We start from the raw sequence: 26,996 nt of genomic DNA, 5'->3' as shown, positions 1-26,996 counted from the left end.
GCGCTCAGCGCACCGCCTCGCTCAGCTGGGTCAGCCACTGCGACACCGCGTCGAGCTCAGGGCGACTCAAGGTGTGTCCGCCCGGAAAGCCGGCACCCTGCAGATCCATGGGCAGGTCGCGCACATGCTCAACAATGGCTTGGGTGTGTGAAGGCGGCAGCACCTCGTCCTCCGTGCCATAGCTCAACCACAGGCTGCGCCCTGCCAAGGCCTCGGCAGGCGCCTGCAAGGCCACGGCCTCCGGCAACAGCCGGCTGTGCATCACCAGGGCCGCGCGCTGGTCCTGCGGGCGGGTCAGCAGCAGGCTCAGCCCCATGATCCCGCCCTGGCTGAAGCCCCCCACCACCACCCGCTCGACGGGCACCTGAAGCTGGGCCGCGGCCCGGGCGATGACCTCGCTGAGCAAGGCACGGCTTTGCGCCTCCTGGGCCGCGTTGATTTGGCGCTGGCCATTGGGCAAGACGCCAAACTGGAACCAAGCAAACGCATTGGGGCCCATCGGAAACGGCGCACGCAAGCTCAACAAGTGGAACTGCGGCGGCACCCAGGGGGCCAGGCTGAACAAGTCCGCCTCGTTGCTGCCCACGCCATGCAAAAGCACCAACAGCCAGGGCTGGGGTGCCGCTGCTGCGGCCGGTCGGTAAAGGGCTTTCAGGCCCAGGCTGTCGGCTTGGAAGGTGTCAGACATGGGCGCTTTCCTGAAGGGTCATGGCGTCCATCGCCAGGATGCCGTACATCACCTCGCGGCTGACATAGTCAGGGCGACCTTGAGGGCCGGCGGCGCCGAGGGCAAAAAACAGCGGTAAAAAATGGTCTTCACTGGGGTGGGCACGCTCAGCGCCCGGGGCGCGGCGGCGGTAGTCCAGCAGCGCAGGGACATCGCCCCGGCTCAGCGCGTCCTCGATCCAGCGCGAAAACGCCAGCACATAGGGCGCGGGTTCCCGGGCGCCGCCAAAGAACTCGCTGAGGTTGTGCGTCATGCTGCCCGACCCCAGTACCAGAATGCCTTCGTCACGCAGCGGCGCCAAGGCCTGCCCCAAGGCCAGCACCTCGGCCGGGCCGGCTTCGGCGGGCAAGGCCACCTGCACCACGGGCACATCGGCCTGCGGGAACAAATGCATCAGCGGCACCCAGGCACCGTGGTCAAAAGGCCGCTTGGCATCGCCTTGCGCGGCGACACCGGCGGTCTGGAACAAGTCCAGCACGCGTTGGGCCAAAGCCGGGTCACCCGCTGCGGGGTACTGCAGGGCATACAAGGGTCGCGGAAAACCGCCAAAGTCGTGCCAGGTGGCAGGCTGAACCGCGGTCATGACCTGCACCCCGTGCGCCATCCAATGCGGTGACATGACGACCACGCCCCGCACCGGGTGCTCTGCGCGCAGACGCTGGCCCAGTTGGGTCAGTGCCGGGCCGGTTTCACCAGGCTCCAGGGCAAACAAAGGCGCCCCGTGCGAGACAAACAAGGCCGGCAAGCGCGAGGACCCAGACGCTGTGCGCGTCACCGAGGACAAGGGATGGTGTTCAGACATGGTTTTCAACTCCTGGGAACTACTGTAGGCTGAAGCGAATCGGAAACCAATCGGCACATAAACAATTGATTGTTGTGCTGACAAAGACAATAACACCCAGCCGCCGACCCCACCATGGACCAACTCCGACAAATAGAAGCCTTCACCGCCGTGGTTCAGCACGGCAGCTTCGTCAAAGCCGCCGACCGACTGAACCTGTCCAAAGCGGTCATCTCCCGCTTGGTGCTGGAACTGGAAAGCCAACTGGGCACACGCTTGCTCAACCGCACCACCCGGCGCCTGTCGCTGACGGACTCCGGCACCGCATATTTCGAGCGCTGCAAGCAGATCCTCGACGACCTCGCAGAGGCCAACGCCGAGGCCAGCGCCACGTCTGCCAAGCCCACCGGGCGACTGCGCATCAATGCGCCGCTGAGCTTTGGCAACCTCCACCTCGCGCCTTTGTGGGGCGAGTTTTTGAAGCTCTACCCCGAGGTGGAACTGGAAATCACCCTGAACGACCGCATGGTGGATCTCGTCGACGAGGGCTTTGATCTGGCCGTGCGCATCGGTCGCCTGCAGGCCACCTCGATGGTGTCACGCCGCCTGGCCAGCGACCGCATGGTCTTGTGCGCCTCGCCTGGCTACCTGGCCCGCGCCGAGCCCATCACCTGCTTGCAGGACCTGGCGCGGCACAGCGTCATGGCCTATTCCTACGCCTCGTGGGGTGACACCTGGACTTTTGAGACGGCCGAGGGCCAGAGCGAGACCGTCACGGTCAAACCGCGCTTCTGGGCCAACAGCGGCGACACCTGCCGCGCCGCGGCATTGGCGGACCAAGGCATCGTCCTGCAGCCCGCCTTTTTGGTGGGCGAGGATGTGCGCCTGGGCCACTTGGTGCCCGTGTTGCCACAGTACCAACGCCCGCCGCTGGACATCCATGCGGTCTACCCCAGCCGCAAACACCTCTCCAGCAAGGTGCGCGCGATGGTGGACTTTCTGGCCCAGGCCTTTCAACAACCTGGATGGGCCTGAGCCGAGCGGGTCAGCCCAGGGCCGCCAACACGGCCGAGTGAAAGGCCTCCGGGCGCTCGAACTGCACCCAGTGGCCGGCCTCGGGAACCAAGGTCAAGCCCCGGAAATCGGGCGTGCTGGCCTCAAAAGCCGAGGCCAATTGGGTGATCCAGCTCTTGTACAAGGCGTCGTGTTCACCGTAGATGGCCCAGACAGGGCAAGACACCGAAGGCAATGAGCGGGCCAGGATGTCGGTGTGGGCCAGGCGGCGGCGTGGCAGACGATCGCGCCTCACATTGGCGGCGTGCACCTGAAGCGCCAGACCCTCGATCAAGGTGGTGTCATGCAACATCAGCGCGGCCAGGTTGTAGCGGTGGATGTCCGCCTGCGCCTCGGGCGTCAGCAGGTGCCGCCAGGCCTTGAGCTCAAACTGGCGCTGCGGCACCACCCCCATGGCCGGCGCCCCCACCAAGACCAGGCGCGAGGCCAGTTCGGGGTGGGCTGCCAGCAAGAGGCCCGCCGTCATACCGCCAAACGAGAAGCCCAGAAGATCACAAGGGCGCGGCCCCAGCAAGGACCGCAAGCCCTCGTACAAGGGCTCCACCATGGCGTCAGCGTCACCGCCCAGGGGCGACACCGCGGAATCGCCGAAACCGGGTAGGTCAGGCACCCACAGCTCACGCCCGGCGCCGACCAAGGCCTCGATGTTGCGCACAAAATGCGTCCAACTGCCACTGCCCCCGTGGAACAGCACCAGCGGCGGCACGCCCTCTCGAGGCTGACCCCACACGTGCCAGACCAGGTCACCATCGCCGCAAGAGGTGCTCACGCGCCGCGCTTGCTGGGCCAACTGCTGGACCCAGTCGGGCAGCGCTGGCGCGGCCAGAGTCGGGCCGGGGTAAAGCTCATTCATCATGGGAAACATCTCCAGCCCGCGCACAGGCGGGCCTGCCAACAAGGCGCCGGCACCACGCACCGGCGCAGCACGCTCAAATGCGCGCCAAAGCCTCAATCGCCAGGGGATAACCCGCCACACCCAGGCCACAGATCACGCCGCGCGCAGCGGGCGCCAGGTAAGAGTGGTGGCGGAAGGCCTCTCGCGCGTGCACATTGCTGATATGCAGCTCGATCAAGGTGATGCCGGTGCCCTTGGTGGCGTCGTGCAGGGCCACGCTGGTGTGGGTGTAAGCACCCGCATTGAAGACCACGCCCGCCAGTTCGCCCGCAGCATGCAGCCGACCCGCTTCGTGCAGCCAATCCACCAGTTCGCCTTCGTGGTTGCTTTGGCGGAACACCAGTTGGTAGTTCAGCCGGGCGCAGGCGTCACGGCACAGTTGTTCGACATCGGCCAGGGTTTGTGCGCCGTAGACGCTGGGTTCGCGGGTGCCCAACAAATTGAGGTTGGGGCCGTTCAGGACAAAAACAGTTTTCAAATCATTCACTCCGGCAGGTCTGGGCGTCGGACTCCGCGCCTTGCGGCGCGGTCTCGGTCCGCCCCAGGCTGGGCCACAGCCCCAAGCGGTCTCACGCCAAAAGCCGCTATTTTGCCGGTGAATGGTCAGCTCGATGGCGTGCAAACCGCAGGCAGGTGCCGGGCAGAGCGATCCTGGCGCTCACCCCGTGAGTGAGCTGCCCCGATGGGAGCTCGGGGCCCTGCTCAACGCCAGTGGTGGTGGTGACGGAAATGTCCCCAGTTGCCGCCCATGGGGGGACCGCCATAGACCGGCGCTGGTCGCACGTACACCAGCTGCGGGTTGTAGTAGACCGGTGCCGGGCCATAGGCCACGGGTGGCGGCGCATAGTGGATGGGGGCTGGCGCGTAGTTCACGGGCGGCGGGCCGTAGCGCACCGGTGCAGGCGCGTACACCGGGGCTGCCGCCAGGTAAACCGGGCCTCCAGAGACCAAGCCAGCGCTGACGCCCGGCAAGCCAACACCCACCGACCACGAAACGCCCCCACCGCCGTGGGCCTGTGCCGTGCCCCAGAAGCCCAAGGAAGCCAGCGCCACGGCGCCAGCGATGGCCAGAAATCGAACGGATTGGAATCGCATGAGCATCTCCTTCAAAATCGATGATCGGTAAAAACCGACCTATGTGAGGTTGGTAACGCCGCAGATCGGAGGGCGGTTGTCCTTTCAGCGGCTGGACTTGTTTCAACGCGTAACCAAACCCGGGAGCCCCCACGCTCTAAAATGGGTGGATGAGTTCGAACACCCCCACACCTGACAACAAAGACGCCGTCAAGCCGAGTAACTTCCTGCGCCAGATCATCGAAAGCGACCTGGCCCATCACGTTCACGCGAACCGTCACTGGGGAGGCACGCCGGGCGATGCCGCCCACCACGCCGCTGGCCCGTTGGACCCGGCCCCGGTGCGCCTGCGCTTCCCCCCCGAGCCCAATGGTTACCTGCACATTGGCCACGCCAAAAGCATTTGCCTGAACTTCGGCCTGGCGCGCGATTACGGTGGCGTTTGCCACATGCGTTTTGACGACACCAACCCCGAAAAGGAAGACCTGGAGTACGTGGAGTCCATCCTCGACGCGGTGCAATGGCTGGGCTTCCACTGGGACAGCGAATACCAAGGCCAAAAGACCGCCCACCTGTACCAGGCCAGCGACTACTTCGGCTTCATGTACCGTGCAGCCGAGTACCTGATCGAGGCTGGTCATGCCTATGTGGATGAGCAAAGTGCCGACGAGATGCGAGCCAACCGCGGCGACTTCAGCAAGCCCGGCGTGAACAGCCCCTTCCGCGACCGCAGCCCGGCGGAGAACCTGGCCCGGTTCCGTGCCATGCGAGACGGTCAACTGCCCGACGGCGCAGCCGTGCTGCGCGCCAAGATCGACATGGCCGCGCCCAACATCAACCTGCGCGACCCAGCCATTTACCGCATCAAGCACGCAGAGCACCACCACACGGGCAACACCTGGTGCATCTACCCGATGTACACCTTCGCGCACCCAATCGAGGACGCGCTGGAAAACATCACCCACAGCATCTGCACCCTCGAATTTGAAGACCAACGCCCGTTCTACGACTGGCTCATGGAGCGCTTGATCGAAGGTGGTCTGCTGGCCTCGCCGCCGCCCAAGCAGTATGAGTTCTCGCGCCTGAACCTGACCTATGTGATCACCAGCAAGCGCAAGCTGGCGCAACTGGTGAACGAAGGCCATGTGCAAGGCTGGGATGACCCGCGCATGCCCACCATCGTGGGCCTGCGCCGCCGCGGCTACAGCCCGGAAGCGCTTCAGTTGTTCTGCGAACGCATCGGCGTGACCAAGGATTACAGCTGGATCGACTACAGCACGCTGGAAGGTGCGCTGCGCGACGACCTGGACAGCAAGGCGGCCCGCGCCATGGCCGTGCTGGACCCGGTCAAGTTGGTCATCACCAACTGGGACGAACTCATGGGTGCCGGCACCCTGGACACCTGCGGCGCCCCGGTGCACCCGCACCACCCTGAATTGGGTCGACGCAGCTTCCAGTTCGGCAAGGAACTCTGGATCGAACGGGGCGATTACGAGGACGTGCCGCCCAAGGGCTACCACCGCCTCTACCCGGGCAACAAGGTGCGCCTCAAGTACGGCCATGTGATCGAATGCCAGGGCGCGGTACGCGACGCCAACGGCCAGATCACCGAGGTGCAGGCCCTGCTGGTGCCCGACACCAAGAGCGGCACCCCGGGTGCCGACGCGATCAAGGTCAAGGGCGTGATCACCTGGGTGGGCGCAGCCGACGGCGTGGCAGCGGAAGTCAGACTGTACGACCGCCTGTTCTCTGAAGCCCAGCCCGATGCGGGCGGCAAGGACTTCCTCGCCAGCCTGAACCCGAACAGCCTGAGCACCGTCACGGCCTACGTCGAACCCGCCCTCGCCAGCTGTGCTGCGGGCGCGCAGTTCCAATTCGAACGCCATGGCTACTTTGTGGCCGACCGACTGGACCACCAGCCGGGCCAGCCCGTTTTCAACCGGGCCGTCGGCTTGAAAGACAGCTGGGGCAAATAAGCCCAGCCCCAGCGCTCCAACAGCGGCCCGAGCGGCCGCTGTTTTTTGAGACTTGTTGCGTCGACGCTATGGACGAAGCGCCTCGCTTCCTCCATGATGCGGGCTTGTAAGTATTTGTTTCAAAACCCCCATGATCGCTTCGTTCAAAAACATCGCTCTGTCCAGTCTGCTGTTGGCCGCCACGGCCTTCTCCTCGACCGCCCAAGCCGGCGCAGCGGACTTCACCCTGGTCAACCGCACGGGTTACTCGATCTCCGAGGTCTACATTTCGGCCGCCAACCGTGACGCCTGGGGCAAGGACCGCCTCGGTGACGGCACGCTGGGCAACGCCAAGTCGCGTCTGTTCAAGTTCTCCGACGCCGCCAACTGCATGCAAGACATCAAGGTCGTGTTCGAAGACGACAGCTCGGAAGTGGTGTGGGAAGACTTCAACCTGTGCGAAGTGCACAAGATCACCCTGCGCTACAACCGCAAGACCCGCGAAGTCTCGGCTGAGTCCGAATAAGGACCGTCGGGGCCTTAAATAGGCCCTTTCATGCCTTAACATGGCGGCTCAGGTGTCATCCCGAGACCTGTTATGGAGGCATCATGGCCAAAGGCGAGCAACGCAGCAACAAAATGGCCAAGAAGCCTAAAAAGGATTCTTCGGCCGCCACCAGCAAACCTTCCGTGTCGGACCGGCCCATGCCCCCCGTCACTGCCGTGATCCCCCGCGGCAAGGTCAAGGATAAATAAGTCTCTTTGCATAGGCCACGATGCCCACTCAGCGTCGTGGCCTTTTTTAATGGGCCTGGTTGCGCCGCCCCCAATGGGCAGCAGCCCTCCCGACGCCTCTTACCAGCGGGCGTTGCGGGTCTTGCGACCTGGCGCTTTGCGCGCCTCTTCGAATGCGTCTTTGCGGGCCGTGCGCTCGGCATCGAGTTTTTTGCCTTCATTGAGCCAGCGAGCGTACTCAGCCGGGGTTTCCAGGCTGATGCGGCCCAGAGCGCCCGTGCGGAAGTCGGTGATGACGATCTCCGCTGCTTTTTGCTCGTTGATGCGCCCCCCGGCAATCAAGGCGCCGCGCTTGCGCCCGATCGCGTCCAGCAATTCTTCGTCTTGCAGATCGGCCACAGCGCCCGGCGCCAGGCCCAGCTTGTAGCGGGCTTCCAACTCAGGCACGTAGTGCTGCTTGAGGTAGCTCAGCAACTCCAGCGCCACCTCAGCATCGTCAAAAGCATTGCGGCCCACGGCACCGCTGGCGGCCAGGTTGTAGCCGCTTTGCGCCACGATGATGCGTGGCCATAGCACCCCGGGCGTGTCATAGAGGTAGAAGCCGTCCTCCAGCACATAGCGTTGCTCATTCTTGGTGACGCCTGCTTCGTCAGCCGCCTTGGCCGACTTCTTGCCCACCAAGGTGTTGATGAGCGTGGACTTGCCCACATTGGGAATGCCGCAAATCAGCACCCGCATCGGTTTGGCCAAGCTGATGCCGCGGGTCGGCGCCACCTCGCGGCAGGCCTGGACCAAAGCGTGGGCCGGCGCCTTGTTGTCCGTGCCCAGGGCGATCGCGCGGGTGCCCGCTTGGGCGTTGTAATGCGCCAGCCACGCCTCGGTGTGCACGGGGTCGGCCAGGTCCTGCTTGTTGAGCACCTTGAGCGCGGGCTTGACCGCCGTCAGATCCACCAGCATGGGGTTGGCGCTGGAGCCCGGCAGGCGCGCATCCAGCATTTCGATCACCACGTCAATCTCTTTGATGCGCTCGCCAATGGCCTTGCGCGTCAAATGCATGTGACCGGGGAACCATTGGATGGCCATGGGGATGTTCTCTTTCTGTCGGGGGCTGAGGCGGTCGGGGCCGATGGGCCCCTCACGAGGCCTGCACCTGGGTGGCCCAGCGCTCGGCCACGGGGGTGGCGCGGTCGGTGCGCGAGCGCCGGCGCGGGTGCCGGCGGCGTCAAACCTCGATTTTACCCAAGCCCCGGCGTGACTGGCAGCTGCAGGCCCAAGCGCTCGGCCGACACGTACTGTTCACGGTAGGCCTCGAACGACAAGGTGTCGGCCACCTCGATGGCACGCTGGTCCGCCACCGACTTCTGGCTCAAGGCCAAGTAGCGGGCCTGTTGCTCCAGGCACCAAGGCTGGGCCAGCAGAGCGCTGCGGGTCTGTTCGGACTGGGCACGCACAAAACGCACAAAGCTGTTGTCATGCTCAGCCGCCATGGCCGCCAGCACCCGGGCCGAAGGCGTGCGCTCCGGTTGCGCCAGCGCCAGGCGAGCATCGGCCACGGCCTGGCTGTAATCGCTGCTGCGGTGTGCCGCGTCCAAGGCCGCGGCAATTGGCGCGCATTGGTCGAGGATGTCGCGCCCCCAATCCACCAGCGCGACCTCCGCCCCCGCCCGGCGCAGTGTCAAACCCGGCTCGCGGCCACGCGCGGCAGTGTGGTGCTGGTTGTGCTTGAGTTCATCGATCTCGGCGGGCGAGTCCGGCGGGCTGTCGGCCAGCAGGCACTGCAGCAGGAAGACGTCCAGAAAGCGCATGGTCTGGGCCGTGATGCCGACCGGAACAAAGGGGTCCAGGTCCATCAGGCGCACCTCAACGTACTCCACGCCGCGCTCACGCAAGGCATGCAGCGGGCGCTCGCCCGGGAAGATGGTGCGCTTGGGCCGAATCGTGCCGTAGAACTCGTTTTCGATCTGCAGCAAAGTCGTGGCCAGCTGGTTGTAGTCCCCGCCGGGGTTGCGCACGCCCAGGGTCTCGTAGGCTGGGTAAGGTCGGGTCAAGGCCTCGTGCAAGGACGCGGCATAGCCCTCCAGGCTGTTGTAGCTGACCGCCAAGGTGGCCTGGGCATCGCTCTGGTAGCCCAGGCGCCCCATGCGCAGCGACGTGCCATGCGGCATGTACAACGCGCCATCACTGAGGGTTTGCAGCTCGTGCTCACGCCCGGCCACAAAGGTCGGGCACAAGGCTGGCGAGGCGCCAAACAGGTACAGCAGCAAAAAAGCCTGCCGGCGGAAGTTGCGGATCAGCGCAAAGTACTGCTCGCTGCTCACCCCTGGGAGCGACCAGTTGTAGTGGATGCCCGAGATGGTCTGCATGCGCCGGCCGTAGCGGTGCCCCAAGCCCATGCGGTAAACGCTCTTGGCCCGCCCCACATTGGAAGACCCATAACGGGCCAAGGGGATGGTTTCATCGGTGGGCAGGCCGCAAGGCATGCTCGACACCCACAGCATTTCATCGCCCTGCTGCTGCAGCACGCGGTAGACGAACTGGTGGATCTGGGTCAGCTCGTCCAGCGTGTCCTCAACATCCGCTTGGGCACCGGTGATGAGCTCAACCTGGGACTCGCTGTAGTCAGTCGTGATGCTGGGGTGGGTCAAGGCCGAGCCCAGGGCCAGCGGATGCGGGGTCAGCGCCAAACCACCGCCGGGCAAAGCGCGCAGGCTTTCCTTTTCAATCCCGCGTCGAATGCCACCCAGTCGGGCGGGGGTGAGGTCGTTGAGGCGGGACTGCAAAGGGGTCATGGTGTTTGGAGCCTTGTATTTTTGGTGCGCGGAAGTTAGCACGGACTGGCGGGGCTTGCAGTGGCCTGCATCAAGCAGCCTTGAGCTGCCAGGCCCATCCCATGCAGGCCGTGCAGCCATTGGCATTTTGGTTTGAATGTAAGGCCATTCCGTGCCACGGCCGTGACCCCATCAATGCAGCGCCGGGCAGGCCGACATGACATGCAATTTGGTTACGATGACGGCGCTGCGCCGGCGTCGCCGGCTCGGCCTTTTCAGGACGACAGCCTCAATGGAGAACTGGCCATGGCCATGGACGAAATCGACTACGAAATTCGCGGTGCAGAGATGCAATTTGTCGAGGTGGAACTCGACCCCGGCGAGGCCGCCATTGGCGAAGCCGGCAGCATGATGTTCATGGATGGGGGCATTGCCATGGACACGGTGTTTGGCGACGGCAGCGCCCAGCAAGGCGGTTTCTTCGGCAAGCTATTGGGGGCGGGCAAGCGCCTGGTCACCGGTGAATCGCTGTTCACCACGGTCTACACCAACAATGCGCCAAGCAAGCAGCGCGTGGCCTTTGCGGCCCCCTACCCCGGCAAGATCCTGCCGATGAACCTGCGCCAATTGGGCGGCACCTTGATTTGCCAGAAAGACGCCTTTCTGTGCGCGGCGCGCGGCGTGTCCCTGGGCATTGCCGTGCAACAGAAGCTGAGCACCGGCTTTTTTGGCGGCGAGGGCTTCATCATGCAGCGCCTGGATGGCGACGGGCTGGCCTTTGTGCATGCTGGCGGCACCGTGGTCAAACGCGAATTGCAAGCAGGCCAGACCCTCTTGGTCGACACCGGCTGTGTGGTGGCCTACACGCCCAGCGTGAGTTTCGAAATCCAATACGTGGGCAAGATCAAGACAGCGCTGTTCGGTGGCGAGGGCTTGTTCCTGGCCAAGCTCAGCGGTCCGGGCACGGTGTGGCTGCAAAGCCTGCCCTTCTCGCGCCTGGCCTCGCGCATTTTTGCCGCCGCACCGCAGCGCGGCGGGTCCAAGGAAGAAGGCTCCTTGCTGGGTGGTCTGGCCGGCGGCAGTGTGCTGGGCGGGCTGCTCAGCGGCGGCGATGACGACTGAGGGCCGCCAGCAGCAGGTCCAAGGCCCACGGGTTGCTGCGCCAGCGCGCAGACGAACGCCGAACGCTTGAGGGCCCGAGACGGGCCCCTCAGCGCTGGGCGGCCAGGGCCTTGCCGACCTCGTTGGTGCCCTGGGCGGCGCCGCTTTGCGGCACTTGCTCGCCCGAGCGATCAGTGACCTCGGCCAAGCGCTCGGCCAAGCGTTCCGGGGTGTCCTCGGTCAGACCCAGGTGCAGGCCCTCGGTCAAGGTGATGTGGGCAGCTTCGTAGGTACCAGCGCCAGCACACAGGATGGTGCGGGTGGGCGCGCTTTCAGCGGCCAGTACCAGCATCGCGGGAACCACGGCCTCAGGCTTGAGCGCGGCCAGCACCTCGGCCGACATCAGGCCCTCGGTCATGCGCGTGGCGGCGGTGGGCGCCAGGCAGTTGACGTGGATGTTGTTCTTCGCGCCCTCCAAGCTCAGGGTCTGCATCAGGCCGACCAGGGCCAGCTTGGCGGCGCCATAGTTGCTCTGGCCAAAATTGCCGTACAGGCCACTGGACGAGGTGGTCATCACGATGCGGCCATACTTTTGCGCGTTCATGTGCGGCCAAACGGCCTTGGTGCAGTTGACCGCGCCCATCAGGTGCACATCGACCACCAGTTTGAAATCGCTCAAGTCCATCTTGGCAAAGCTCTTGTCGCGCAAGATGCCAGCGTTGTTGACCAGGATGTCGATCCGGCCCCAAGCATCCAGCGCCTGCTGAACCATCGCTTCCACGGCCGCCGCATCGGTCACCGAGGCGCCATTGGCCAGGGCCTCGCCACCGGCGGCACGGATCTCATCCACCACCGCCTGAGCCGCACTCACCGAAGCGCCGGCACCATCGACCGCGCCGCCCAAGTCATTGACCAGCACTTTGGCACCACGCCGGGCCAGAGCCAGGGCGTGCTGCTTGCCCATGCCGCCGCCTGCGCCTGTGACGATGGCCACACGGCCGGTGAAATCAAGCTTGCTCATGAGATGGAATCCTTGTAATGGCTGTTGTGGAGGCCGCTCGGGGATGAACGAAGGGATGGCCCTCCTTGTGATCAGTTTAAAAGGCGGGGCCCAGGCGCGTCGCGTACGTTCGTGACAGCGCCTGGGATGCCGCACAATTCAGGTTCAATGTCCAAAAAATCAAAAACCCACAAGCCCGCTGAAACACCGATTGCCTCGCCTCATCGGAATAAAGCCGTTAACCAAGCCTTGCTGCACAAAGGCGTTCTGTGCGCGCTGATTGGGCTGGCGGTGCTGCTGTCGCCGAGCTTCATCAAGTCACCAGCTCTGCAACAAGCGGTGGGGGGCTCCAGCTTGGTCGGCTGGTTCAGCCTGGTGCTGGGCCTGGCCTTTGTCGGTCAGTACGCCTGGCAACGCCACCAAGCCAAGCGTTGAACAGACACGCTCGCCATGCACGCTGACACCCGCAGCCTGGCCCTGCACTTTGCCCAGACCACGCCGCTGCTGCAGGCCTTGAGTGAGGCGCCGCGCCAGCAAATTGTGATGCTGCTCAGCGAAGCACAGGGGCTCAACGTGGGCCAAATCGCTGCCCTCTTGCCGCTGAGCCGGCCCGCCATTTCCCACCACCTCAAAGTGCTGCGCGAAGCCGGCTTGGTGGTGTGCGAAAAGCGGGGCACTGAGAACCTGTATGGCCTGTCCTTGGGCGATGGGGTGAAAACCTTGGAGGCGTTGCTGCGGCAGCTGGCGCTGTGCGTTTGATTGCCGAGCCGCCTGCGCTGGCGGCATTTCGCGCGCGGCTCAGCCGACTTGTGGCTGCGCAAAGAGCGCACAGGCAGATTGCTATCATCGAAACAAAAAGTAACAACACCCAGCCCGTCGCCATGCCCATGGCATGACGCCCTCCCCCATGACGCCCCTCCCGCCCCGAGCCCGCACCCTGCGCGACACCATCGAAAGCCACGACAACAACTACACCTTGGTGCGTCTGGTTCTGTCGGCAAGCGTCATCTACCACCACTCGTTTGCCCTGTCGCCGGGCTACTCAGACCCCATCGACCGGGCGCTTGCCCCCTTGACCAGCGTCGGTGGTTTGGCGGTGCTGCTGTTCTTCTTTTTGAGCGGGCTCTTTGTGGCACAAAGCTTCCACAAGGACACCTACATCCCCAACTTTGTCTTCAAACGCTTTTTTCGCATCTGGCCGGGCTTGTTTGTCTGTCTGGCGCTGACCGCCACCCTCATGGCAGCCATGAGCGAGCTGCCTCTGCGCAACTACCTGACTTTTGACGGGTTCTACCGCTACATCCTGGGCAACAGTGTTTTTGATCTTCGCTGGGATATCGAAGGCGTGATGGGAAAAAACCCACTCCCCACCCTGAACGGCTCCATCCACACCCTGCCCATGGAGGCCAAGATGTACGTGGTGCTGGCGGCCCTCGGTGCCTTGGACTTGATCCGGACGCGCCGCCGAATCGCCATCGCCGGGGCCGTCGCCATTCTGATGGCACTCACCCCCGGGCTGGTCGAGCTGCTGCCAACCACCTTGTTCAACGCCGACTACAGCCGCAGCGCGGCGGTGATGTTCCTGGCGGGGGTGATGGTCTACGGGCTCTCGTCCCGTATCCGTTTGGCCCTTTGGCAAGGCGTCCTCTTGATTTCCGCCGCCCTGCTCACCCGGGGCGGCCTGCATGCCTTGTTTTTCTACACCTCGGCGGTCTGGATCGTGCTGATGGTGGGTCAATCTGCCGCCTTGGGCGCCCTCTGGCGCCCTCGCCATGACCTCAGCTATGGCATTTACATCTACGGCTGGCCCAGCCAGCAGTTGGTCATGGCGGCCAGTCCTGTGGTGCTCAGCCCCTATGGACTGAGCGCGGGCGCGGTGGCGCTGGCCACCGTGTTTGCCGCCTTCAGCTGGCGCTGTGTGGAGAAACCAGCCATCGCCATGGGAAAAGATGTCAGCAGCCTGGGCTGGGTCCAGGCCCTGAAGCGCCATCGCACCCTCACCGTTTTTCTGGTGTCACTGCTGGCGGTATGCCTCGGCGCGCGCTGGGCCTCCAACGCCTGGGACATGGCCCCCCTCCAGGCCATGCCCACCCAGTTGATCGACTTTGGCCCCAGAGAAAGCCGCGCCGGAGTGCCGTTCAACCAGCAACCCAATGGACGCTCAGCCCTGTGGATCAAGATTGAGGGCGCGCCCCCCCCGGAGGGCAGCGTGGTGGTGATGGATGGCAAGCGACTGAGCACCCAGATCAGCCCTGGGATGGTGACCGCAGAAGTCCCCAAATCTGTCCTGTGGAGCACAGGGGACAAGTCCATCTACATCGAACGTCGCCGAGTCAGTGGCATTGAGCGCACTGAAGCGGTTCAGATGCGAATCAAACCGTAAGGGGGTCTTGGGCATCGACGGGCCCCAAGACTGTCCAAATCCTGCACTGGTTTCCGTGCGGAATTCACGCCTGAGGACGTCCGGCGGGTGTTCAGTCGACCAACCAGACCGATGGTCACCATTCATATCATTTTTTGCATTTGATGACGATAATCAAAAAGATGTGACCCATCGAACGGTCGTCACGTCCCTGTATCTGCACCTGCAAGACGAGATCAGGGGGACGCTGGCGAACCGCCCCCCCTCCTGATGCCCCTATTTGACCGTCCTACCCTGTACTTGCTGGTGGTGATGCTTGCAGCCATGTCGGCCGTGCTGCTGGTGACCGTTTGGCGCATCAACCCCAAAATGCCTGGACTGGCCTGGTGGGCTGGCGCGGCCAGCCTGGGTGGGCTGGGACTGGGCTTGCTGACCCTGTCTCGCTACGAGCTCCCCAACCCAGGCCTGACGACCCTGTTGAGAGGCAGTCTTCTGTTCACGGCCTCGCTGATGCTGCTCGAAGGCGCCCTGTGCTTCATGCTGCGTTCCTCGCAACAACGTTGGCGCATTGGCTTGCTGGTGCTGCCTGTTTTCATGGCGCTGTCCTGGCTGACCTTGGACGAGCCCATCACTTTGCAGGTGTTTCAAGACAGCACCTATGCGCTGCTCTTGCTGGGCTGCGCCATCGCCATGCTGCGCCCCGGCAGGCCAGACGAACGGCTGGTCAATACCATTTCAGCCTTCTTCATGTTGGGCATGGCCGCCGTGCTGGCCATGCGCGCTGGCATCAGTGCGCAAATCAAGCTCCCGAGCACACTGGCCTTGCACCCCATCCACGATTTGGTTTGCCTGGCCCTGATGCTGTTCTTGATGGGTTGGACCTATTGCGTCCACATGGGGTGCTACCTGCGCTCCCAACGCGCTGCGCGTGACTTGCAGCGGGAAGAATCCATCACCACCCTGCCCGGCCCCCATTACCTCGAGGAGGTGTTGCGCCAAGAAATCGCGCGCAGCCAACGCACGGGGCTGCGCTTCAGTTATTTGCTGATTGACATCGATGAACTGCGCCGGGCCAACGGCTTGCGGGCTTCGTCAATGGACACCGACGTGCTGCGGGCTTTTGGCATGCGCCTGCGCCAGTTCGCTCGCGACGCCGACTTCGCCTGCCATCTGGGGGAGGACAAATTCGTGATCCTCTTGCACCACACCCCGAGCCAAGACCACCTGCGCGGCGCCATCTCACGTTTGCGCCAAAACCTGCTGACCCCACTGCAGCTCAAGCAAGCCTCTGCGCAGCTGGAGGTGAACATCGGCATGGCCATGTGGCCTGTGGATGGCCTCGATCAGTCCGCCCTGGCCAGCATCGCCATGCAGCGCATGCAGGCAGAAAAGTTCTCGATGTTCAAACCCTCACTCGAAAGCCGCAGCGAGCGCGAAAGCGTCGCCAGCGTTTGAGCCCGGTGGGCTGCGGCGGGTCTCAAAGCGGCTCAGGGCCCTCGGCATAGAGGCCCTCGGGCGCCTCGCCCGCCAGGGCTTTCAGCAGGTTGCGGGTGGCCATGGCGGCCATCGCTTCACGGGTTTCGTGGGTGGCCGACCCGATGTGCGGCAAGGCCGTCACCCTCGGGTGCTGACGCAAGGGGGAGTCCATGGGCAAAGGCTCGGTCGCAAACACATCCAGCCCCGCGGCGGCCAACGTACCGCTGTCCAGGGCTCGGAGCAAGGCAGCCTCGTCCACGATGGCTCCACGCGCACCATTGATGAAGATGGCCCCCGGCTTCATGCGTGCAAAAGTGGCTTCGTTCATCAGGCCCCGGGTGGCCGGGGTCAAGGGCAACACCGCGGCCACGATGTCGGCCTGGGACAGCACCTCGTCCAAGGGTCGGTGCTGCACCCGGCCCAACAGTTCAGGCGCTTGCTGCGCCACGTCCACCTCGCGTCGCGCGTGGTACAGCACCGGCATGTTGAAGCCCAGCGCCGCGCGACGAGCCAGGGCTTGGCCGATGCGGCCAAAGCCCAGAATGCCCAGGGTTTTGCCGTGCACATCGCGACCAAACAGGGACTCATCGATGTTGCGCTGCCAGTGCCCCTCGCGCACATGCAAGGCCAGCTCCACCAAGCGTCGGCTGCTGGCCATGATCAGCGCAAACACCGTGTCAGCCGTGGTCTCGGTCAGCACGCCCGGCGTGTGGCAAAGGGTGATGCCACGCGAACGCAGTGCCGCCAAAGGGTAGTTGTCCACGCCCACCGAGATGCTCGAGATCACTTTCAAATGCGGGGCTTGGTCCAGCATGGCCTCCGTGATGGGCACGCTGGAGCCGATCATCCCCTCGGCCAGCGGCAGGGCCGCCTCAAAAGCAGCTTGATGCGCCGGCAGGCGGGGATTGGCCACGGTCACTTCATACTGGGCCTGCAAAAGCGCCAATTGCTGTGCCGGCAACTCACGGAACACCAGCACCCGGCGGCGCTGCGGGGACGCGAAGGCGCTGACGCTCACAGCCTAGCCTCCAGCAGCATCGCCCGCGTGGGCAGGCCCTCGGTATCGCCCAGCACCTGCACCGCGCGCGCGCCAATCCAGGCGCCACGTCGAACGGCTTGGGCCACGTCCAGCCCTTCCAGCAAGGCGCTGACCACGCCGACGGCAAAGCCATCGCCCGCGCCCACGGTGTCGACCACCTCGGCCACGGGAAAGCCCTCGACGTGCCCCGACACAGACTGGCCTTGGTGGCTGCCCTGGTAGTAAGCGCCCTCGGCACCCAGCTTGACCACCACCAGGCGCGCGCCTTGGGCCAGGTAAAACTGAGCAATGTCTTGTGCACTGTCCAACCCTGTCAGCAAGCGACCTTCGTCAATGCCGGGCAAGACCCAGTCGGCCAGGCTGGCCAATTGGTTGATCTCCCGCCGCATCAGATCGGCGCTGCCCCACAGCGTGGGCCGCAGGTTGGTATCGAAAGAGACGCTGCGGCCCGCCGCGCGCATCAAGGCCATGCTGCGCCGCGCTGCGGGCAAGGTGCTTGCCGACACGGCCGCAAACACCCCGGTGGCATGCAAATGGCGGGCGCTGAGCAGCCAAGGCTCATCAATGTCAGCCAGCCCCATCTGGCTCGCTGCTGAGCCCTTGCGGTGGTATTCCACCGGGGGATCGCTGCCATCGGTGACCCGGCCTTTGAACTGGAAGCCGGTGCGCTGCGTGGCGTCGCAAATCACATGCGAGCAGTCAATGCCCTCGCCCTGCATCGAGGCCAGCAGGTAACGCCCCATGGAGTCGGTGCCCAGGCGGCTGGCCCAACCAACCCGCAGGCCCAGGCGCGCCAAACCAATGGCCACATTGGTCTCGGCGCCAGCGGTGCGCTTGTAAAAAGCCTGCGCCTCTTCCAAGGGGCCGGGTCGATCGGCCACGAGCAACATCATGGCCTCGCCGAAGGTGATCACATCCAAACTGGACGGGCTGGTGGAAGAACTCATGACAACACTTTCTTCAGTAGGAGGATGGGACCGATGGCCCATCGGGCCACAGCGCGACCTGAACCATGGCTGGCGGTCACAAGACTGCGCGGCATTCCAGCACCCGCTGGGCTTCGGCCCGCAGCAAGGCCAATTCAGTGCGGGTGACGGCCAACAAGTCCTCACCCTGCAAAGGGTACTCAATGGCCCAGGGCACCTGGGCCGGCAGGGCCCGCAAGACGGCGCGCCAAGGCGCTTGGGACTGCGCCAGGGGCACGGCCACCCAGCGTTGGGGCTGGCGCAGCACGCCCTTGCAATGCACATAGCTCACCTGAGGCGCCAAGGCCTGCGCGGCCTGCAAGGGGCATTCGCCGGTCCAATGCCAATTGCCCATGTCGAAGGTCAGGCCCAAGGGGTGGCCTGCCTGGGCACAGGCGGCCGAAAAAGACTGCATGGCGCCCAAAGTGCCCGCGCTCGGGGTCTGGTCGTTCTCGATCACCAACTCGACGGCAGAAACATCCGCCAGGCACGCACGCAAGCGCGCCAAGCTGGGGACCGAGGCCGGGCCAAAGCCCCCCATCGACATTTTCAGGCGCGGTGCATCCAAGGTCTGAGCGGCCTGCAAAGCAGCCGCCAAGGCGGCCTGGTCCAAGGTGCCGTCATCTTGCCAAAGGCCTTGCGGACTCGAATAAACCCGCTGCAGGCCCAGCGCGGAGGTGGCTTGCGCGAGGTCTTGCAGCTCCGAGGCTGCACCACGCAGCAGTTCACCCCGAACCTCAACCCCATCGGCGCCAGCCGCATGGGCCAGTTCGGTGAAATGCAATTGCCCCAGGCGCTGCACTTCGCTGGCCCCAAAGGCCGTGAGGGAAATCAGCGCCGAAAAGCCTTCTTGGGCGACACCGCTCATGCCGCCGCCTGATGGGACGACAGGATCTGGCCCAGGAACTGCCGAGTCTTGTCGTGCTGAGGCTGGCCAAAAAACTGCGCGGGCGGTGCCTGCTCGATGACTTGGCCGTCCGCCATGAAGATCACGCGGTCGGCCACGCTGCGCGCAAAACCCATTTCGTGGGTCACGCACAGCATGGTCATGCCGTCCTCGGCCAAACCGATCATGGTGTCCAGCACCTCTTTGACCATTTCCGGGTCCAGTGCCGAAGTGGGTTCGTCAAACAGCATCACCTTGGGGTTCATGCACAGCGCACGCGCAATCGCCACGCGCTGCTGCTGGCCGCCGGACAGTTGGCTGGGGTACTTGTGCGCCTGGTCCGGGATGCGAACCCGGCTCAGGTACTTCATGGCCACCTCTTCGGCCTGGGCCTGGCTCAGGCCACGCGATCGCATGGGCGCCAGCGTGCAGTTTTGCAAGATGGTCAGGTGCGGGAACAGGTTGAACTGCTGGAACACCATGCCCACCTCCTGGCGCACCGCGTCCACGTTGCGCCCACCGGCCGTGAGGTCGATGCCATCGACGACGATGCGCCCCTGCTGCACCGTCTCCAGCCGGTTGATGCAGCGGATGAGGGTCGATTTGCCCGAGCCCGAAGGCCCGCAAATCACGATGCGCTCACCCGGCTGCACGCTCAGGCTGATGTCGGTCAGCACCTGGAATTGGCCGTACCACTTGGACACCTTGTCGAGGCGGATGATGGGGTCGGCACTGGCGGACGCGGCAGGGGCAAGGTGGGTCATGGCGGCAAAGGGCTGATGAACGGCGGAAGGGGTAGCGGGGCTCAGGACAGCTTGGGCAGGTCGGTTTCCAGCCACTTGCGGTAGAGCTTGTTGAGCTCGCCATTGGCGGTGTTGCGCGCCACGAAGTCGTTGACCACCTTGAGCAGCTCGGCCTGGTTGGGTCGCATGGCCATGCCCATGGCTTGCTGCAGCAGGTTGAACTTGACGTCAAAGGCGCCTGCTGGTGCGCGCTTGTTGATTTGGGCGGCCACAGTGACCGAGCAACCAATCGCATCCACCTGGCCTGACAACAGGGCTTGCATGGCCGATGCGTCGTCGTCAAAGCGGCGGATTTCCGTGCCCTCGGGCGCGGCCTTGGTCACCGCCACGTCCTGGGTGCTGGCGCGGGCCACGCCCACACGCAGGCCCTTGAGATCCGCAGCGCTCTTGATCGCCGACTTGGCCGCGCCAAACAAGACGATGGTCGCCGCCGCGTAAGGCGTCGAGAACTGCACCTGCTTGGCGCGCTCGGGCGTGATGGCCAGCGAGGCCACCAACAGATCGAGCTTGTTGGTGAGCAGGAAAGGAATGCGGTTGGGGCCGGTCACCGGCACCAGGTTGACCTTCAGGCCCAAGTCCTTGCCCAGCAGCTTGGCCACGTCGGCGTCGTAGCCGTCGGGCTGGTTTTGCGCGTTGGTCGTGCCATAGGGCGGGAAATCGACCAGCAAGCCAATGGTGATCTCACCCTTCTTCTTCAGCTCCTCCAGGGTTTGGGCAGTGCCCAGGCTGGGCAAGAAGGCGCCCAGGGCCGAAGCGACCAAGGTCGCGCTCAGGGTGCGGCGGCTCAGGCCGTGCGAGAGGGGGGTCACAGAACGGGTCATGGCAGTCTCCTGGTGGAATGAAAGTCAAAGGAAGGGAAAGCAAAGAGAAAGAGGTTCAACAGCGGCCTCAACGCGCTTGGGCCGCCGCCTGGCGCCGCTCCATGCGCGCGGCCAGCAGGGACAGGGGCCAGCACAGGGCAAAGTAGATGGCGGCCACGGCGCTGAAGACCAACAAAGGCTGGAAGGTGGCGTTGTTGATGATCTGGCCGGCGCGCGTGATCTCGGTGAAGCCAATGATGGCGGCCAGCGAGGTGCCCTTGATGATCTGCACGCCATAGCCCACGGTGGGCGGCACGGCGATGCGCCAGGCCTGGGGCAACACCACATCGCGCATGCGGCTCAGGTACGACAGGCCCAGGGCATGCGCCGCCTCGCTTTGGCCGCGCGGCACCGCCTGGATGCAGCCGCGCCAAATTTCACCCAGGAAAGCACCGCTGTTCAAGATCAGCGCCAGGCCCGCGGCCACCCAAGGGTTGATGTCCAGGCCCAGAACCGGAGCGCCAAAGAAGATCAGGAACAGTTGCAGCAGCAAGGGCGTGCCCTGGAAGACCTGAATGAACAGGCCGGCCGCCCACTGCGCCCAACGCGACTCCGACGTGCGCGCCAAGGCCACGGCCAGGCCGACCAAGGCCCCGCCGACAAAGGCCAGCAGGGACAGGGCCAGCGTCCAGCGGGCCGCTTCCAGAATGAACAAGAACTCAGACAAACCAAAGCTGCGCATGGGACAAATCTCCAATGACCTGGGGGTCGGGGCGGGGCCGGGCTGGGTGAAGCGGCTCAGCGCCGGTCGGGGTAGTTCAGTCCCCACTGGTAAATCAGCTTGAACAAGGCCGAGAACAGCATCGACAGGCCCAGGTAGATCAAGGCCAGGACGATGTAGATCTCAAAGCTGCGGAAGGTCTGCGACTGCAGGTTGGCCGCGACCGAGGTCAGGTCGTCAGCCGAGATCACCGACACCACCGCCGAGCTCAGCATCAGCAAGATGAACTGGCTGGTCAGTGCCGGGTAAATGGCCTTGATCGCCGGCTTGAGGATGATGAAGCGGAAGATCTCCCAGCGCTTCAGGTTGAGCGCCAGCCCGGCTTCGATCTGCCCCTTGGGGATGGCCTCAATCCCCGCGCGGATGATCTCGGTGGCGTAAGCGCCCAGGTTGATCACCATGGCAGTCAGCGCCGCGGTGTAGGCGCTCCAACGCAAGCCAATGGCCGGCAAAGCAAAAAAGAAAAAGAACAGCTGCACCAGGAAGGGCGTGTTGCGGATCAGCTCGATGTAGACCTGGATCAGCCAGCGCAGCGGGCGTGGCCCAGCCGTCTTGCCCCAGGCGCCGAGGATGGCCACGGCCAGGCCCAGCACGGTGGCCAGCAGCGACAGCTGCACCGTGATCCAGGTGCCCTTGAGCAGCAGCGGCCAGGCGGCCAGCACATCTTCAAATTGAAAGCTGTAGTTCACGTTGATTTCCACTGAGGCCGGCCGACGCGCTTCAAGTGCGCGCGGCTGGCCCGGTTGAGCCCTGGTTTGGCCGGCTGGATGCAGCCGACTGAAACCGATTTCACAAGTTTAAGAAACCGGTTTCAGTTTGAAATCAGAAGAAACCCTGAGGCGCTGTCTGAACGCAGCGCTTGCGCACGCCAGGGTTCAGAGGCGCTCAGGGTTCAGCGCTTGGGACGAGCCACGGGCCAGCAAGGTGCCGGGCAGCAGGATCTGGCGCGGCGCCAAGGTCAGGCCGCGCAGACGCTCCAGCAGGCAGCTGGCGGCCAGGCGGCCCAGATCGTGGGTGGGTTGGGCGATGGTGCTGATGCCCGGCCCCACATGGGGCGCCCAGTCGGTGTCATCAAAACCAACCAAGCCCAGCTCGCGCCCCCACTGCCAGCCCAGGCGGGCCATGGCCGCGCTCAGGCGCAGGGTCACCACCGAGTTGCTGGACAGCACCGCGGCTGGCCGCGCACCGGCCCGTTCACGCAGGGCCTGCAGAGCGGACATCAGGGCCTGCATCGGGGCCTCGGGGGCCTCAGGCAGGGCTTCGTGGCTTTCAAAGGTCTGCCCTGCCAGTGCAGGCCCCACCCCGCCCTGTTGCGACTGGTGGCAGGCTTCGCGGAAGGCGGCTTCGCGCTCGGCGCGTGAACTGACGCCGCGCACCGGCTCGGTCACATAAAGCAGTTCTCGCCAACCTTGAGCCTGCAAATGGGCCAGGGCCATCTGCACCGACTGGGCGTTGTCCAGCGAGACAAAGTCAGCCTGCATGCCGCTGTGGCGCCGGTCCACCAACACCACGGGCCGGCCCTGGCGCGTGGCCTCGGTGGCCGCGTCGGGGTCACGCCCCAGGGTGTTGAGGATGAAGCCCTCCACCTGATACGAGGCCAGCGCCGCCATGGCTTCGCGCTCGCGTCCGCTGTCATTGCCCAGGTTGAACAGCATCACCAGGTAGCCGGCCTCCTGGCAGGCCTGCTCGGCACCGCGCAGCACCGCCACCGAATAGGGGTTGGTGACATCGGCCACCACCAGGCCGATCAAGCGGCTGCGCCCGCGCTTGAGCGCCTGCGCCATCGGGCTCGGCGAATAGCCCAGGGCACTGACGGCACGCTCCACCCGGGCCGCGATGTCGGGCGACAGCAAGGTGTCGCGGTGATTCAGGAATCGAGAGACCGTGGCCTTGGACACGCCGGCCTCACGCGCCACGTCGGCGATGGTGGCACGCCCCGGGCTGGGCACAGCGGGGGCTGCAGTGGTCGGTTTGGGAGCGGAGGAGGCTGGCACAGGAAGGGCTATTCGGGTCAAGTCAAAACCAGTCTCAACACGCCAAGCCGCTTGGCGCTGAAACCAGTTTCATAAAAACGGGATCGTAGCGCCTGACGCCCCCACTGCAGCCCGGGACAAACCCGGCCAAACCTTCATGGCGGCGCGCCGGTGCCCCCCGTTTGGGGCCACCGAACGAATCAAACGCCCGACGGGGACGCATGCCCCAGGCGCCACAGCGAGGTGACTTCCGCGGCCCGCGCGCGGTGCAGCGGGTCGTTGGCATCGCTGGCCTTGGGGTGCTGGGGACGTGCATCCAGGCGGCCCAGCACCTGCAACCCAGCCTCTTGAATCCAGCCCATGAGTTGCTCACGCGTGCGCAACCCCAAATGCTCGGCCAGGTCAGACAAGATCAGCCAGCCCTCACCCTGCGCCATCAGATGCGAGGCCAGGCCCGCCAGAAACCCGCGCAGCATGCGGCTGTCCGGGTCGTAGACGGCATGCTCAATGGGTGAACTGGGGCGGGCCGGCAGCCAAGGTGGGTTGCACAGCACCAAGGCGGCCTGGCCCCCGGGGAACAGATCCTGCTGCAACAAACGCACCGCGTTGGCCACACCCAGTTGGCGCAGATTGGCCTCGGCACAGGCCAGGGCACGGGGGTCCTGGTCGGTGGCCAACACCTGGCGGGCACCGCGCCGCGCCAGCAAGGCCGACAGCACGCCAGTCCCCACCCCAATGTCAAAAGCCACGGCGTCGCCCGCCATCGCGGCCGGCCAGGGCGCCTGGCGCACCAGATCGACGTACTCACCGCGCACCGGCGAAAACACACCGTAATGCGGGTGGATGCGGTTGTTCGGCCCCTTGCCCAGCGCAGGGATCTCCACCCCTTTTTTACGCCACTCGTGAGCGCCCACCAGGCCTTGCAGTTCACGCAGGGTCACCAGGGAAGGTTGGGCATCGGCCGGGCCCCAGACCTCGGCCAAGGCTTGACGCACATCGGGCGCGCGGCGCAAGGGCACGCTGCGGTCTGCCGCCACGGGCACCAGCAACATGCCCAGCAAGCGGGCCCGCTGGGCCTGGCCCTGGCGGTGCTGGTGAAACGCCTCGGCCAATTGGGTGGCCGGGGCCTTGAGCTTGCGCGGCTTGCGGTCCACCCGGCGCGCCAGCGCTTGCAACAGTTGGCGTGCGTTCTGGAAGTCACCCTGCCAGATCAGGGCTGTGCCCTCGCAAACCAGGCGGTAGGCCGTGTTGGCGTTCAGGGTGTCGTCGGCCAGAGTCCATTTGGTGGGGGCCGGCACGCCGGCCTCGGAACGCCAGCGCGCGAGCTGGGGCTGGCCGGAGGCGTCGGTCCAGGAAACGCTTGAAATGTCAGTCATACCCCGATTGTGGCCGCTGGCAACGACGCAGCAGCGACAAAGACTTCGCCACAGCCCCCAAATGGCCCGGCACGGGGCGGGAGGTGTCTCCGACGAGCGGTGCATAACGGCCGAGACCACCGCAGAATGGCCCAGGCACCACGCCAACCGCTGGCGTTGGAGTGCCTGACCCCAGCACAAGGAGACACCCATGGTTTTTGCTATTTCCGCATCCCCCAAACAGCATGCAGCGCCCTCGGCGCAACGCTCCCGCCTCCAGCACGGGCTCAGCGCGCTCGCCTTGCTGGCCTGCTTGAGCGCCCTGGCGCCCAGCACCCAGGCTGGCGAGGTGCTGGCCGACGAGGCCCCATCGACCGCTCTGGGTCGGCCGGTCAAATTCACGGTTTACCTGCCCGACGCCTACAAAACGGGCGACAGCCGTTACCCGGTGGTCTACCTGCTGCACGGCGCAGGTGGCGATGAAAACGAATGGCGCACCAAAGGCGGGGCCGTGGAGACCCTGGACGGCCTGATCAAGCGTGGCCTGATGCGCCCCTCGGTGGTGGTCATGCCCACCGCTGGGCCGGCGTCCTGGTGGGCGGACGGGGCAGCCGAAAAGGCGGGCACGGCCATCATGAACGACTTGCTGCCCTACATTGAAGCGCGCTACCGCGTGCAAAAAGAGCGCAGCGGGCGCGCCATTGGGGGCCTCTCCATGGGCGGCTATGGGGCGCTGAACCTGTCGCTGCGCTACCCCGACAAGTTCTGCAGCGCGGCTGTCATCAGCCCCGCCATCTACGACCCCCTGCCCCCCGAGACCTCAGCGGCGCGACGCACGCCTCAGTTCACCCGCAATGGTCAGTTCGATGCCGAGACCTGGAAGGCCCTCAACTACCCTGCGGCCCTGGACAGCTACCGCGCCAACCCCCACCGGGTGCCGATGTGGATCGTGTCGGGCGACCACGACTACCTGGGCATCGCCCCCATGTCCGCCAACCTGTACTGGCGCCTGTACCAGATCCAGCCCAAGCAGGTGGAATTGCGGGTGATCGATGGTGACCATGAATGGCTGGTCTTCCGCGACGCCCTGCCCGACGCCCTGCAATACGTCGACCGCCAGTGTCGGGCGGTCAAGTAAGCCAACGGCCCGTCACGCCACCCAACGCGAGGCGGCCTGCGCCCATGCTGGCGCAGGCCCACGCGGGTGAGGTCGCGTCGCCCCCCTGTCGGCACCCGACAAGGCTTTAGAGCCCTGGCCATGACTCAGACGAGCAGCCTAAAAAATATCATTTTTCACACCTAGGGTGTACACCCATGGTGGCACGGAAAAATTTCTTGCATGATTTTCATAAATATGATCAAAAAAATACGTTTTTTTGTTCAAATTACCTTAAGTGACTTGCAAATGATTCTGTGATATCATTTACACCAGAGAAAAGTATTTTTCAATCATTTCCATCGTCAAAGAGTCACCCCCATGCAATTCCTTCGAAACTTCAAGATTGGCGCCCGACTGGGCTTGGGCTTTGGCCTGATCCTGCTGCTGCTGAGCCTGATCGGAGGTGTGGGTCTCTATGAAATTCGGCGGGTGAATGCCAATGCCAACGAACTGGGCACCAACTGGTTGCCCAGCATCAAAGCCTTGGGTGAGGTTCGCACCGCCATCAATGAAGTGCGGCGAGTCACACTGCGACACATCCTCGAAGACACACCAGAGCTCAAAAAAACACAGCAAGAACGGCATGATCGGGTCCTGAGCACCCGCGTGCCCGACACTTTTGCTCGCTACGAAAAGCTGATCTCATCCCCTGAAGAGCAGCAGCTCTGGAATACCGCCAAAGAACGTTGGGCCGCCTACCTCGAGATCGATAAAAAAGTCTTGAGCCTGTCCGCCAGCGGTGACGCGGGTGAGCGTGAAGCGCGCAAGCTGTCGACCACTGACGCTGGCAAAGCATTTCTGGCCACGGATGAAGCTTTGCAAAAAAACATCGCCCTCAACGACCAAGGCGCAGCCCTGGCCAATGAACAGGCCAACCGCGACTACGTTCAAGCGGTGCAGCTGACCCTGGTCTTGATTGCCATTGCCCTCGTTCTGGGCGTGCTGTTGTCCATGGCCCTCACCCGCTCGATCACAGCGCCGCTGAACGAAGCCATGCAGGTGGCCGAGACCGTGGCGGCAGGCGACCTGACCTCCACCATCCACACCGAAGGCACTGACGAGCCGGCGGTGCTGCTGCAAGCCCTGCAGCACATGAACGACCGCCTGGTCGACGTGGTCAGCCAGGTTCGCCACAGCAGCGACAGCATCGCCACGGGCTCGGCTGAAATCGCCACCGGCAACGCCGACCTGAGCCAGCGCACCGAGTCCCAAGCCAGCAACCTCGAAGAGACGGCCGCCTCGATGGAGGAGTTGACCAGCACCGTCAAGACCAATGCCGACACCGCG

The 26,996-nt window shown here is 64.6% G+C and carries 28 protein-coding genes; 11 read left to right on the top strand and 17 right to left on the bottom strand.

Translation table 11 applies throughout. From position 1 onward, the window contains the following. Window positions 1–4: 4 nt before the first annotated feature. Both PSQ39_RS08830 and PSQ39_RS08825 read right to left on the bottom strand, forming a co-directional pair. Window positions 5–688: an alpha/beta hydrolase gene (locus tag PSQ39_RS08830; RefSeq protein ID WP_273926401.1), complete on the bottom strand. Its 684-nt coding sequence runs from the start codon at window positions 686–688 to the stop codon at window positions 5–7. Then, on the bottom strand, window positions 681–1,529 hold the full coding sequence (locus tag PSQ39_RS08825; RefSeq protein ID WP_273926400.1) for a DODA-type extradiol aromatic ring-opening family dioxygenase: 849 nt from the start codon (window positions 1,527–1,529) through the stop codon (window positions 681–683). The genes PSQ39_RS08830 and PSQ39_RS08825 overlap by 8 nt, the downstream gene beginning before the upstream one ends. A 114-nt stretch (window positions 1,530–1,643) precedes the next feature. Here PSQ39_RS08825 and PSQ39_RS08820 point away from each other — a divergent pair, with 114 nt between their 5' ends. Continuing rightward, the gene (locus tag PSQ39_RS08820; RefSeq protein ID WP_273926399.1) at window positions 1,644–2,543 is read left to right on the top strand and encodes a LysR family transcriptional regulator; all 900 of its coding nucleotides are present in this window, start codon (window positions 1,644–1,646) and stop codon (window positions 2,541–2,543) included. 10 nt (window positions 2,544–2,553) lie between these two features. On the opposite strand, the gene PSQ39_RS08815 is transcribed toward PSQ39_RS08820, so the two are convergent. The 3 genes from PSQ39_RS08815 to PSQ39_RS08805 form a co-directional block, all read right to left on the bottom strand. Then, complete coding sequence (locus tag PSQ39_RS08815; RefSeq protein ID WP_273926398.1) at window positions 2,554–3,438, bottom strand: alpha/beta fold hydrolase; 885 nt, start codon at window positions 3,436–3,438, stop codon at window positions 2,554–2,556. A 73-nt stretch (window positions 3,439–3,511) separates the two neighbouring features. Continuing rightward, complete coding sequence (gene aroQ, locus PSQ39_RS08810) at window positions 3,512–3,955, bottom strand: type II 3-dehydroquinate dehydratase (RefSeq protein WP_273926397.1); 444 nt, start codon at window positions 3,953–3,955, stop codon at window positions 3,512–3,514. 224 nt (window positions 3,956–4,179) lie between these two features. Then, window positions 4,180–4,572, bottom strand: a complete 393-nt coding sequence (locus tag PSQ39_RS08805) for a hypothetical protein (protein WP_273926396.1) — start codon at window positions 4,570–4,572, stop codon at window positions 4,180–4,182. A 149-nt stretch (window positions 4,573–4,721) separates the two neighbouring features. Here PSQ39_RS08805 and PSQ39_RS08800 point away from each other — a divergent pair, with 149 nt between their 5' ends. The 3 genes from PSQ39_RS08800 to PSQ39_RS08790 all read left to right on the top strand — a co-directional run bounded on the left by PSQ39_RS08800 (window position 4,722) and on the right by PSQ39_RS08790 (window position 7,262). Beyond that, window positions 4,722–6,527, top strand: a complete 1,806-nt coding sequence (locus tag PSQ39_RS08800; RefSeq protein ID WP_273926395.1) for a glutamine--tRNA ligase/YqeY domain fusion protein — start codon at window positions 4,722–4,724, stop codon at window positions 6,525–6,527. 130 nt (window positions 6,528–6,657) lie between these two features. Beyond that, the gene (locus PSQ39_RS08795; RefSeq protein WP_273926394.1) at window positions 6,658–7,032 is read left to right on the top strand and encodes a hypothetical protein; all 375 of its coding nucleotides are present in this window, start codon (window positions 6,658–6,660) and stop codon (window positions 7,030–7,032) included. A gap of 83 nt (window positions 7,033–7,115) precedes the next feature. After that, window positions 7,116–7,262: a hypothetical protein gene (locus PSQ39_RS08790; RefSeq protein WP_273926393.1), complete on the top strand. Its 147-nt coding sequence runs from the start codon at window positions 7,116–7,118 to the stop codon at window positions 7,260–7,262. A gap of 99 nt (window positions 7,263–7,361) precedes the next feature. Here PSQ39_RS08790 and ylqF read toward each other — a convergent pair whose 3' ends face one another. Next, the gene (gene ylqF, locus PSQ39_RS08785; RefSeq protein WP_273926392.1) at window positions 7,362–8,324 is read right to left on the bottom strand and encodes a ribosome biogenesis GTPase YlqF; all 963 of its coding nucleotides are present in this window, start codon (window positions 8,322–8,324) and stop codon (window positions 7,362–7,364) included. Window positions 8,325–8,476: 152 nt separating this feature from the next. Then, window positions 8,477–10,030 (bottom strand): glutamate--cysteine ligase, encoded by a 1,554-nt coding sequence (gshA, locus tag PSQ39_RS08780; protein WP_273926391.1) that lies wholly within the window; start codon window positions 10,028–10,030, stop codon window positions 8,477–8,479. A 285-nt stretch (window positions 10,031–10,315) separates the two neighbouring features. Here gshA and PSQ39_RS08775 point away from each other — a divergent pair, with 285 nt between their 5' ends. Beyond that, window positions 10,316–11,131 (top strand): TIGR00266 family protein, encoded by an 816-nt coding sequence (locus PSQ39_RS08775; RefSeq protein WP_273926932.1) that lies wholly within the window; start codon window positions 10,316–10,318, stop codon window positions 11,129–11,131. A gap of 88 nt (window positions 11,132–11,219) precedes the next feature. Here the strand turns inward: PSQ39_RS08775 and PSQ39_RS08770 are convergent, their stop codons facing one another. Then, entirely contained in the window at window positions 11,220–12,131 is a 912-nt protein-coding gene (locus PSQ39_RS08770) for an SDR family oxidoreductase (protein ID WP_273926390.1), read from the bottom strand. 228 nt (window positions 12,132–12,359) lie between these two features. Here PSQ39_RS08770 and PSQ39_RS08765 point away from each other — a divergent pair, with 228 nt between their 5' ends. The 4 genes from PSQ39_RS08765 to PSQ39_RS08750 all read left to right on the top strand — a co-directional run bounded on the left by PSQ39_RS08765 (window position 12,360) and on the right by PSQ39_RS08750 (window position 15,927). Continuing rightward, window positions 12,360–12,545 carry a hypothetical protein gene (locus PSQ39_RS08765; protein WP_273926389.1) on the top strand — a complete coding sequence of 62 codons (186 nt, stop codon included), beginning with the start codon at window positions 12,360–12,362 and terminating at the stop codon, window positions 12,543–12,545. A 15-nt stretch (window positions 12,546–12,560) separates the two neighbouring features. Continuing rightward, window positions 12,561–12,869 (top strand): ArsR/SmtB family transcription factor, encoded by a 309-nt coding sequence (locus PSQ39_RS08760; protein ID WP_273926388.1) that lies wholly within the window; start codon window positions 12,561–12,563, stop codon window positions 12,867–12,869. Between the two features lie 148 nt (window positions 12,870–13,017). After that, window positions 13,018–14,493, top strand: coding sequence for an acyltransferase family protein (locus tag PSQ39_RS08755; protein ID WP_273926387.1), 1,476 nt, complete (start codon window positions 13,018–13,020; stop codon window positions 14,491–14,493). Window positions 14,494–14,742: 249 nt separating this feature from the next. Then, entirely contained in the window at window positions 14,743–15,927 is a 1,185-nt protein-coding gene (locus PSQ39_RS08750) for a GGDEF domain-containing protein (protein WP_273926386.1), read from the top strand. A 22-nt stretch (window positions 15,928–15,949) separates the two neighbouring features. Here the strand turns inward: PSQ39_RS08750 and PSQ39_RS08745 are convergent, their stop codons facing one another. From PSQ39_RS08745 to PSQ39_RS08705, 9 genes are all read right to left on the bottom strand, one after another. Next, the gene (locus PSQ39_RS08745) at window positions 15,950–16,966 is read right to left on the bottom strand and encodes a 2-hydroxyacid dehydrogenase (RefSeq protein WP_273926385.1); all 1,017 of its coding nucleotides are present in this window, start codon (window positions 16,964–16,966) and stop codon (window positions 15,950–15,952) included. Beyond that, window positions 16,963–17,934, bottom strand: coding sequence for a sugar kinase (locus tag PSQ39_RS08740; RefSeq protein WP_273926384.1), 972 nt, complete (start codon window positions 17,932–17,934; stop codon window positions 16,963–16,965). The genes PSQ39_RS08745 and PSQ39_RS08740 overlap by 4 nt, the downstream gene beginning before the upstream one ends. 76 nt (window positions 17,935–18,010) lie before the next feature. Continuing rightward, entirely contained in the window at window positions 18,011–18,820 is an 810-nt protein-coding gene (locus PSQ39_RS08735; protein ID WP_273926383.1) for a sugar phosphate isomerase/epimerase family protein, read from the bottom strand. Next, window positions 18,817–19,602, bottom strand: a complete 786-nt coding sequence (locus PSQ39_RS08730) for an amino acid ABC transporter ATP-binding protein (RefSeq protein ID WP_273926382.1) — start codon at window positions 19,600–19,602, stop codon at window positions 18,817–18,819. The genes PSQ39_RS08735 and PSQ39_RS08730 overlap by 4 nt, the downstream gene beginning before the upstream one ends. A 41-nt stretch (window positions 19,603–19,643) precedes the next feature. Then, window positions 19,644–20,462 (bottom strand): transporter substrate-binding domain-containing protein, encoded by an 819-nt coding sequence (locus PSQ39_RS08725; protein ID WP_273926381.1) that lies wholly within the window; start codon window positions 20,460–20,462, stop codon window positions 19,644–19,646. 67 nt (window positions 20,463–20,529) lie between these two features. After that, window positions 20,530–21,183, bottom strand: a complete 654-nt coding sequence (locus PSQ39_RS08720) for an amino acid ABC transporter permease (RefSeq protein WP_273926380.1) — start codon at window positions 21,181–21,183, stop codon at window positions 20,530–20,532. Between the two features lie 56 nt (window positions 21,184–21,239). Beyond that, entirely contained in the window at window positions 21,240–21,911 is a 672-nt protein-coding gene (locus tag PSQ39_RS08715) for an amino acid ABC transporter permease (protein WP_273926379.1), read from the bottom strand. Between the two features lie 186 nt (window positions 21,912–22,097). Further along, a complete protein-coding gene (locus tag PSQ39_RS08710) occupies window positions 22,098–23,216 on the bottom strand; it encodes a LacI family DNA-binding transcriptional regulator (protein ID WP_409242012.1) in 1,119 nt (372 codons plus the stop codon). Between the two features lie 179 nt (window positions 23,217–23,395). Next, a complete protein-coding gene (locus tag PSQ39_RS08705; RefSeq protein ID WP_273926378.1) occupies window positions 23,396–24,571 on the bottom strand; it encodes a class I SAM-dependent methyltransferase in 1,176 nt (391 codons plus the stop codon). Between the two features lie 190 nt (window positions 24,572–24,761). Between PSQ39_RS08705 and PSQ39_RS08700 the strand changes: the two genes are divergently transcribed. Continuing rightward, a complete protein-coding gene (locus tag PSQ39_RS08700) occupies window positions 24,762–25,688 on the top strand; it encodes an alpha/beta hydrolase (RefSeq protein ID WP_273926377.1) in 927 nt (308 codons plus the stop codon). 339 nt (window positions 25,689–26,027) lie between these two features. Continuing rightward, a partial coding sequence (locus PSQ39_RS08695; RefSeq protein ID WP_273926376.1) for an MCP four helix bundle domain-containing protein occupies window positions 26,028–26,996 on the top strand: 969 nt, incomplete at its 3' end.

The organism is Curvibacter microcysteis (genome assembly GCF_028649455.1).
In the GTDB taxonomy this organism is placed as follows: domain Bacteria; phylum Pseudomonadota; class Gammaproteobacteria; order Burkholderiales; family Burkholderiaceae_C; genus Curvibacter; species Curvibacter microcysteis.
This window is presented reverse-complemented; position numbering and strand designations above follow the sequence as displayed.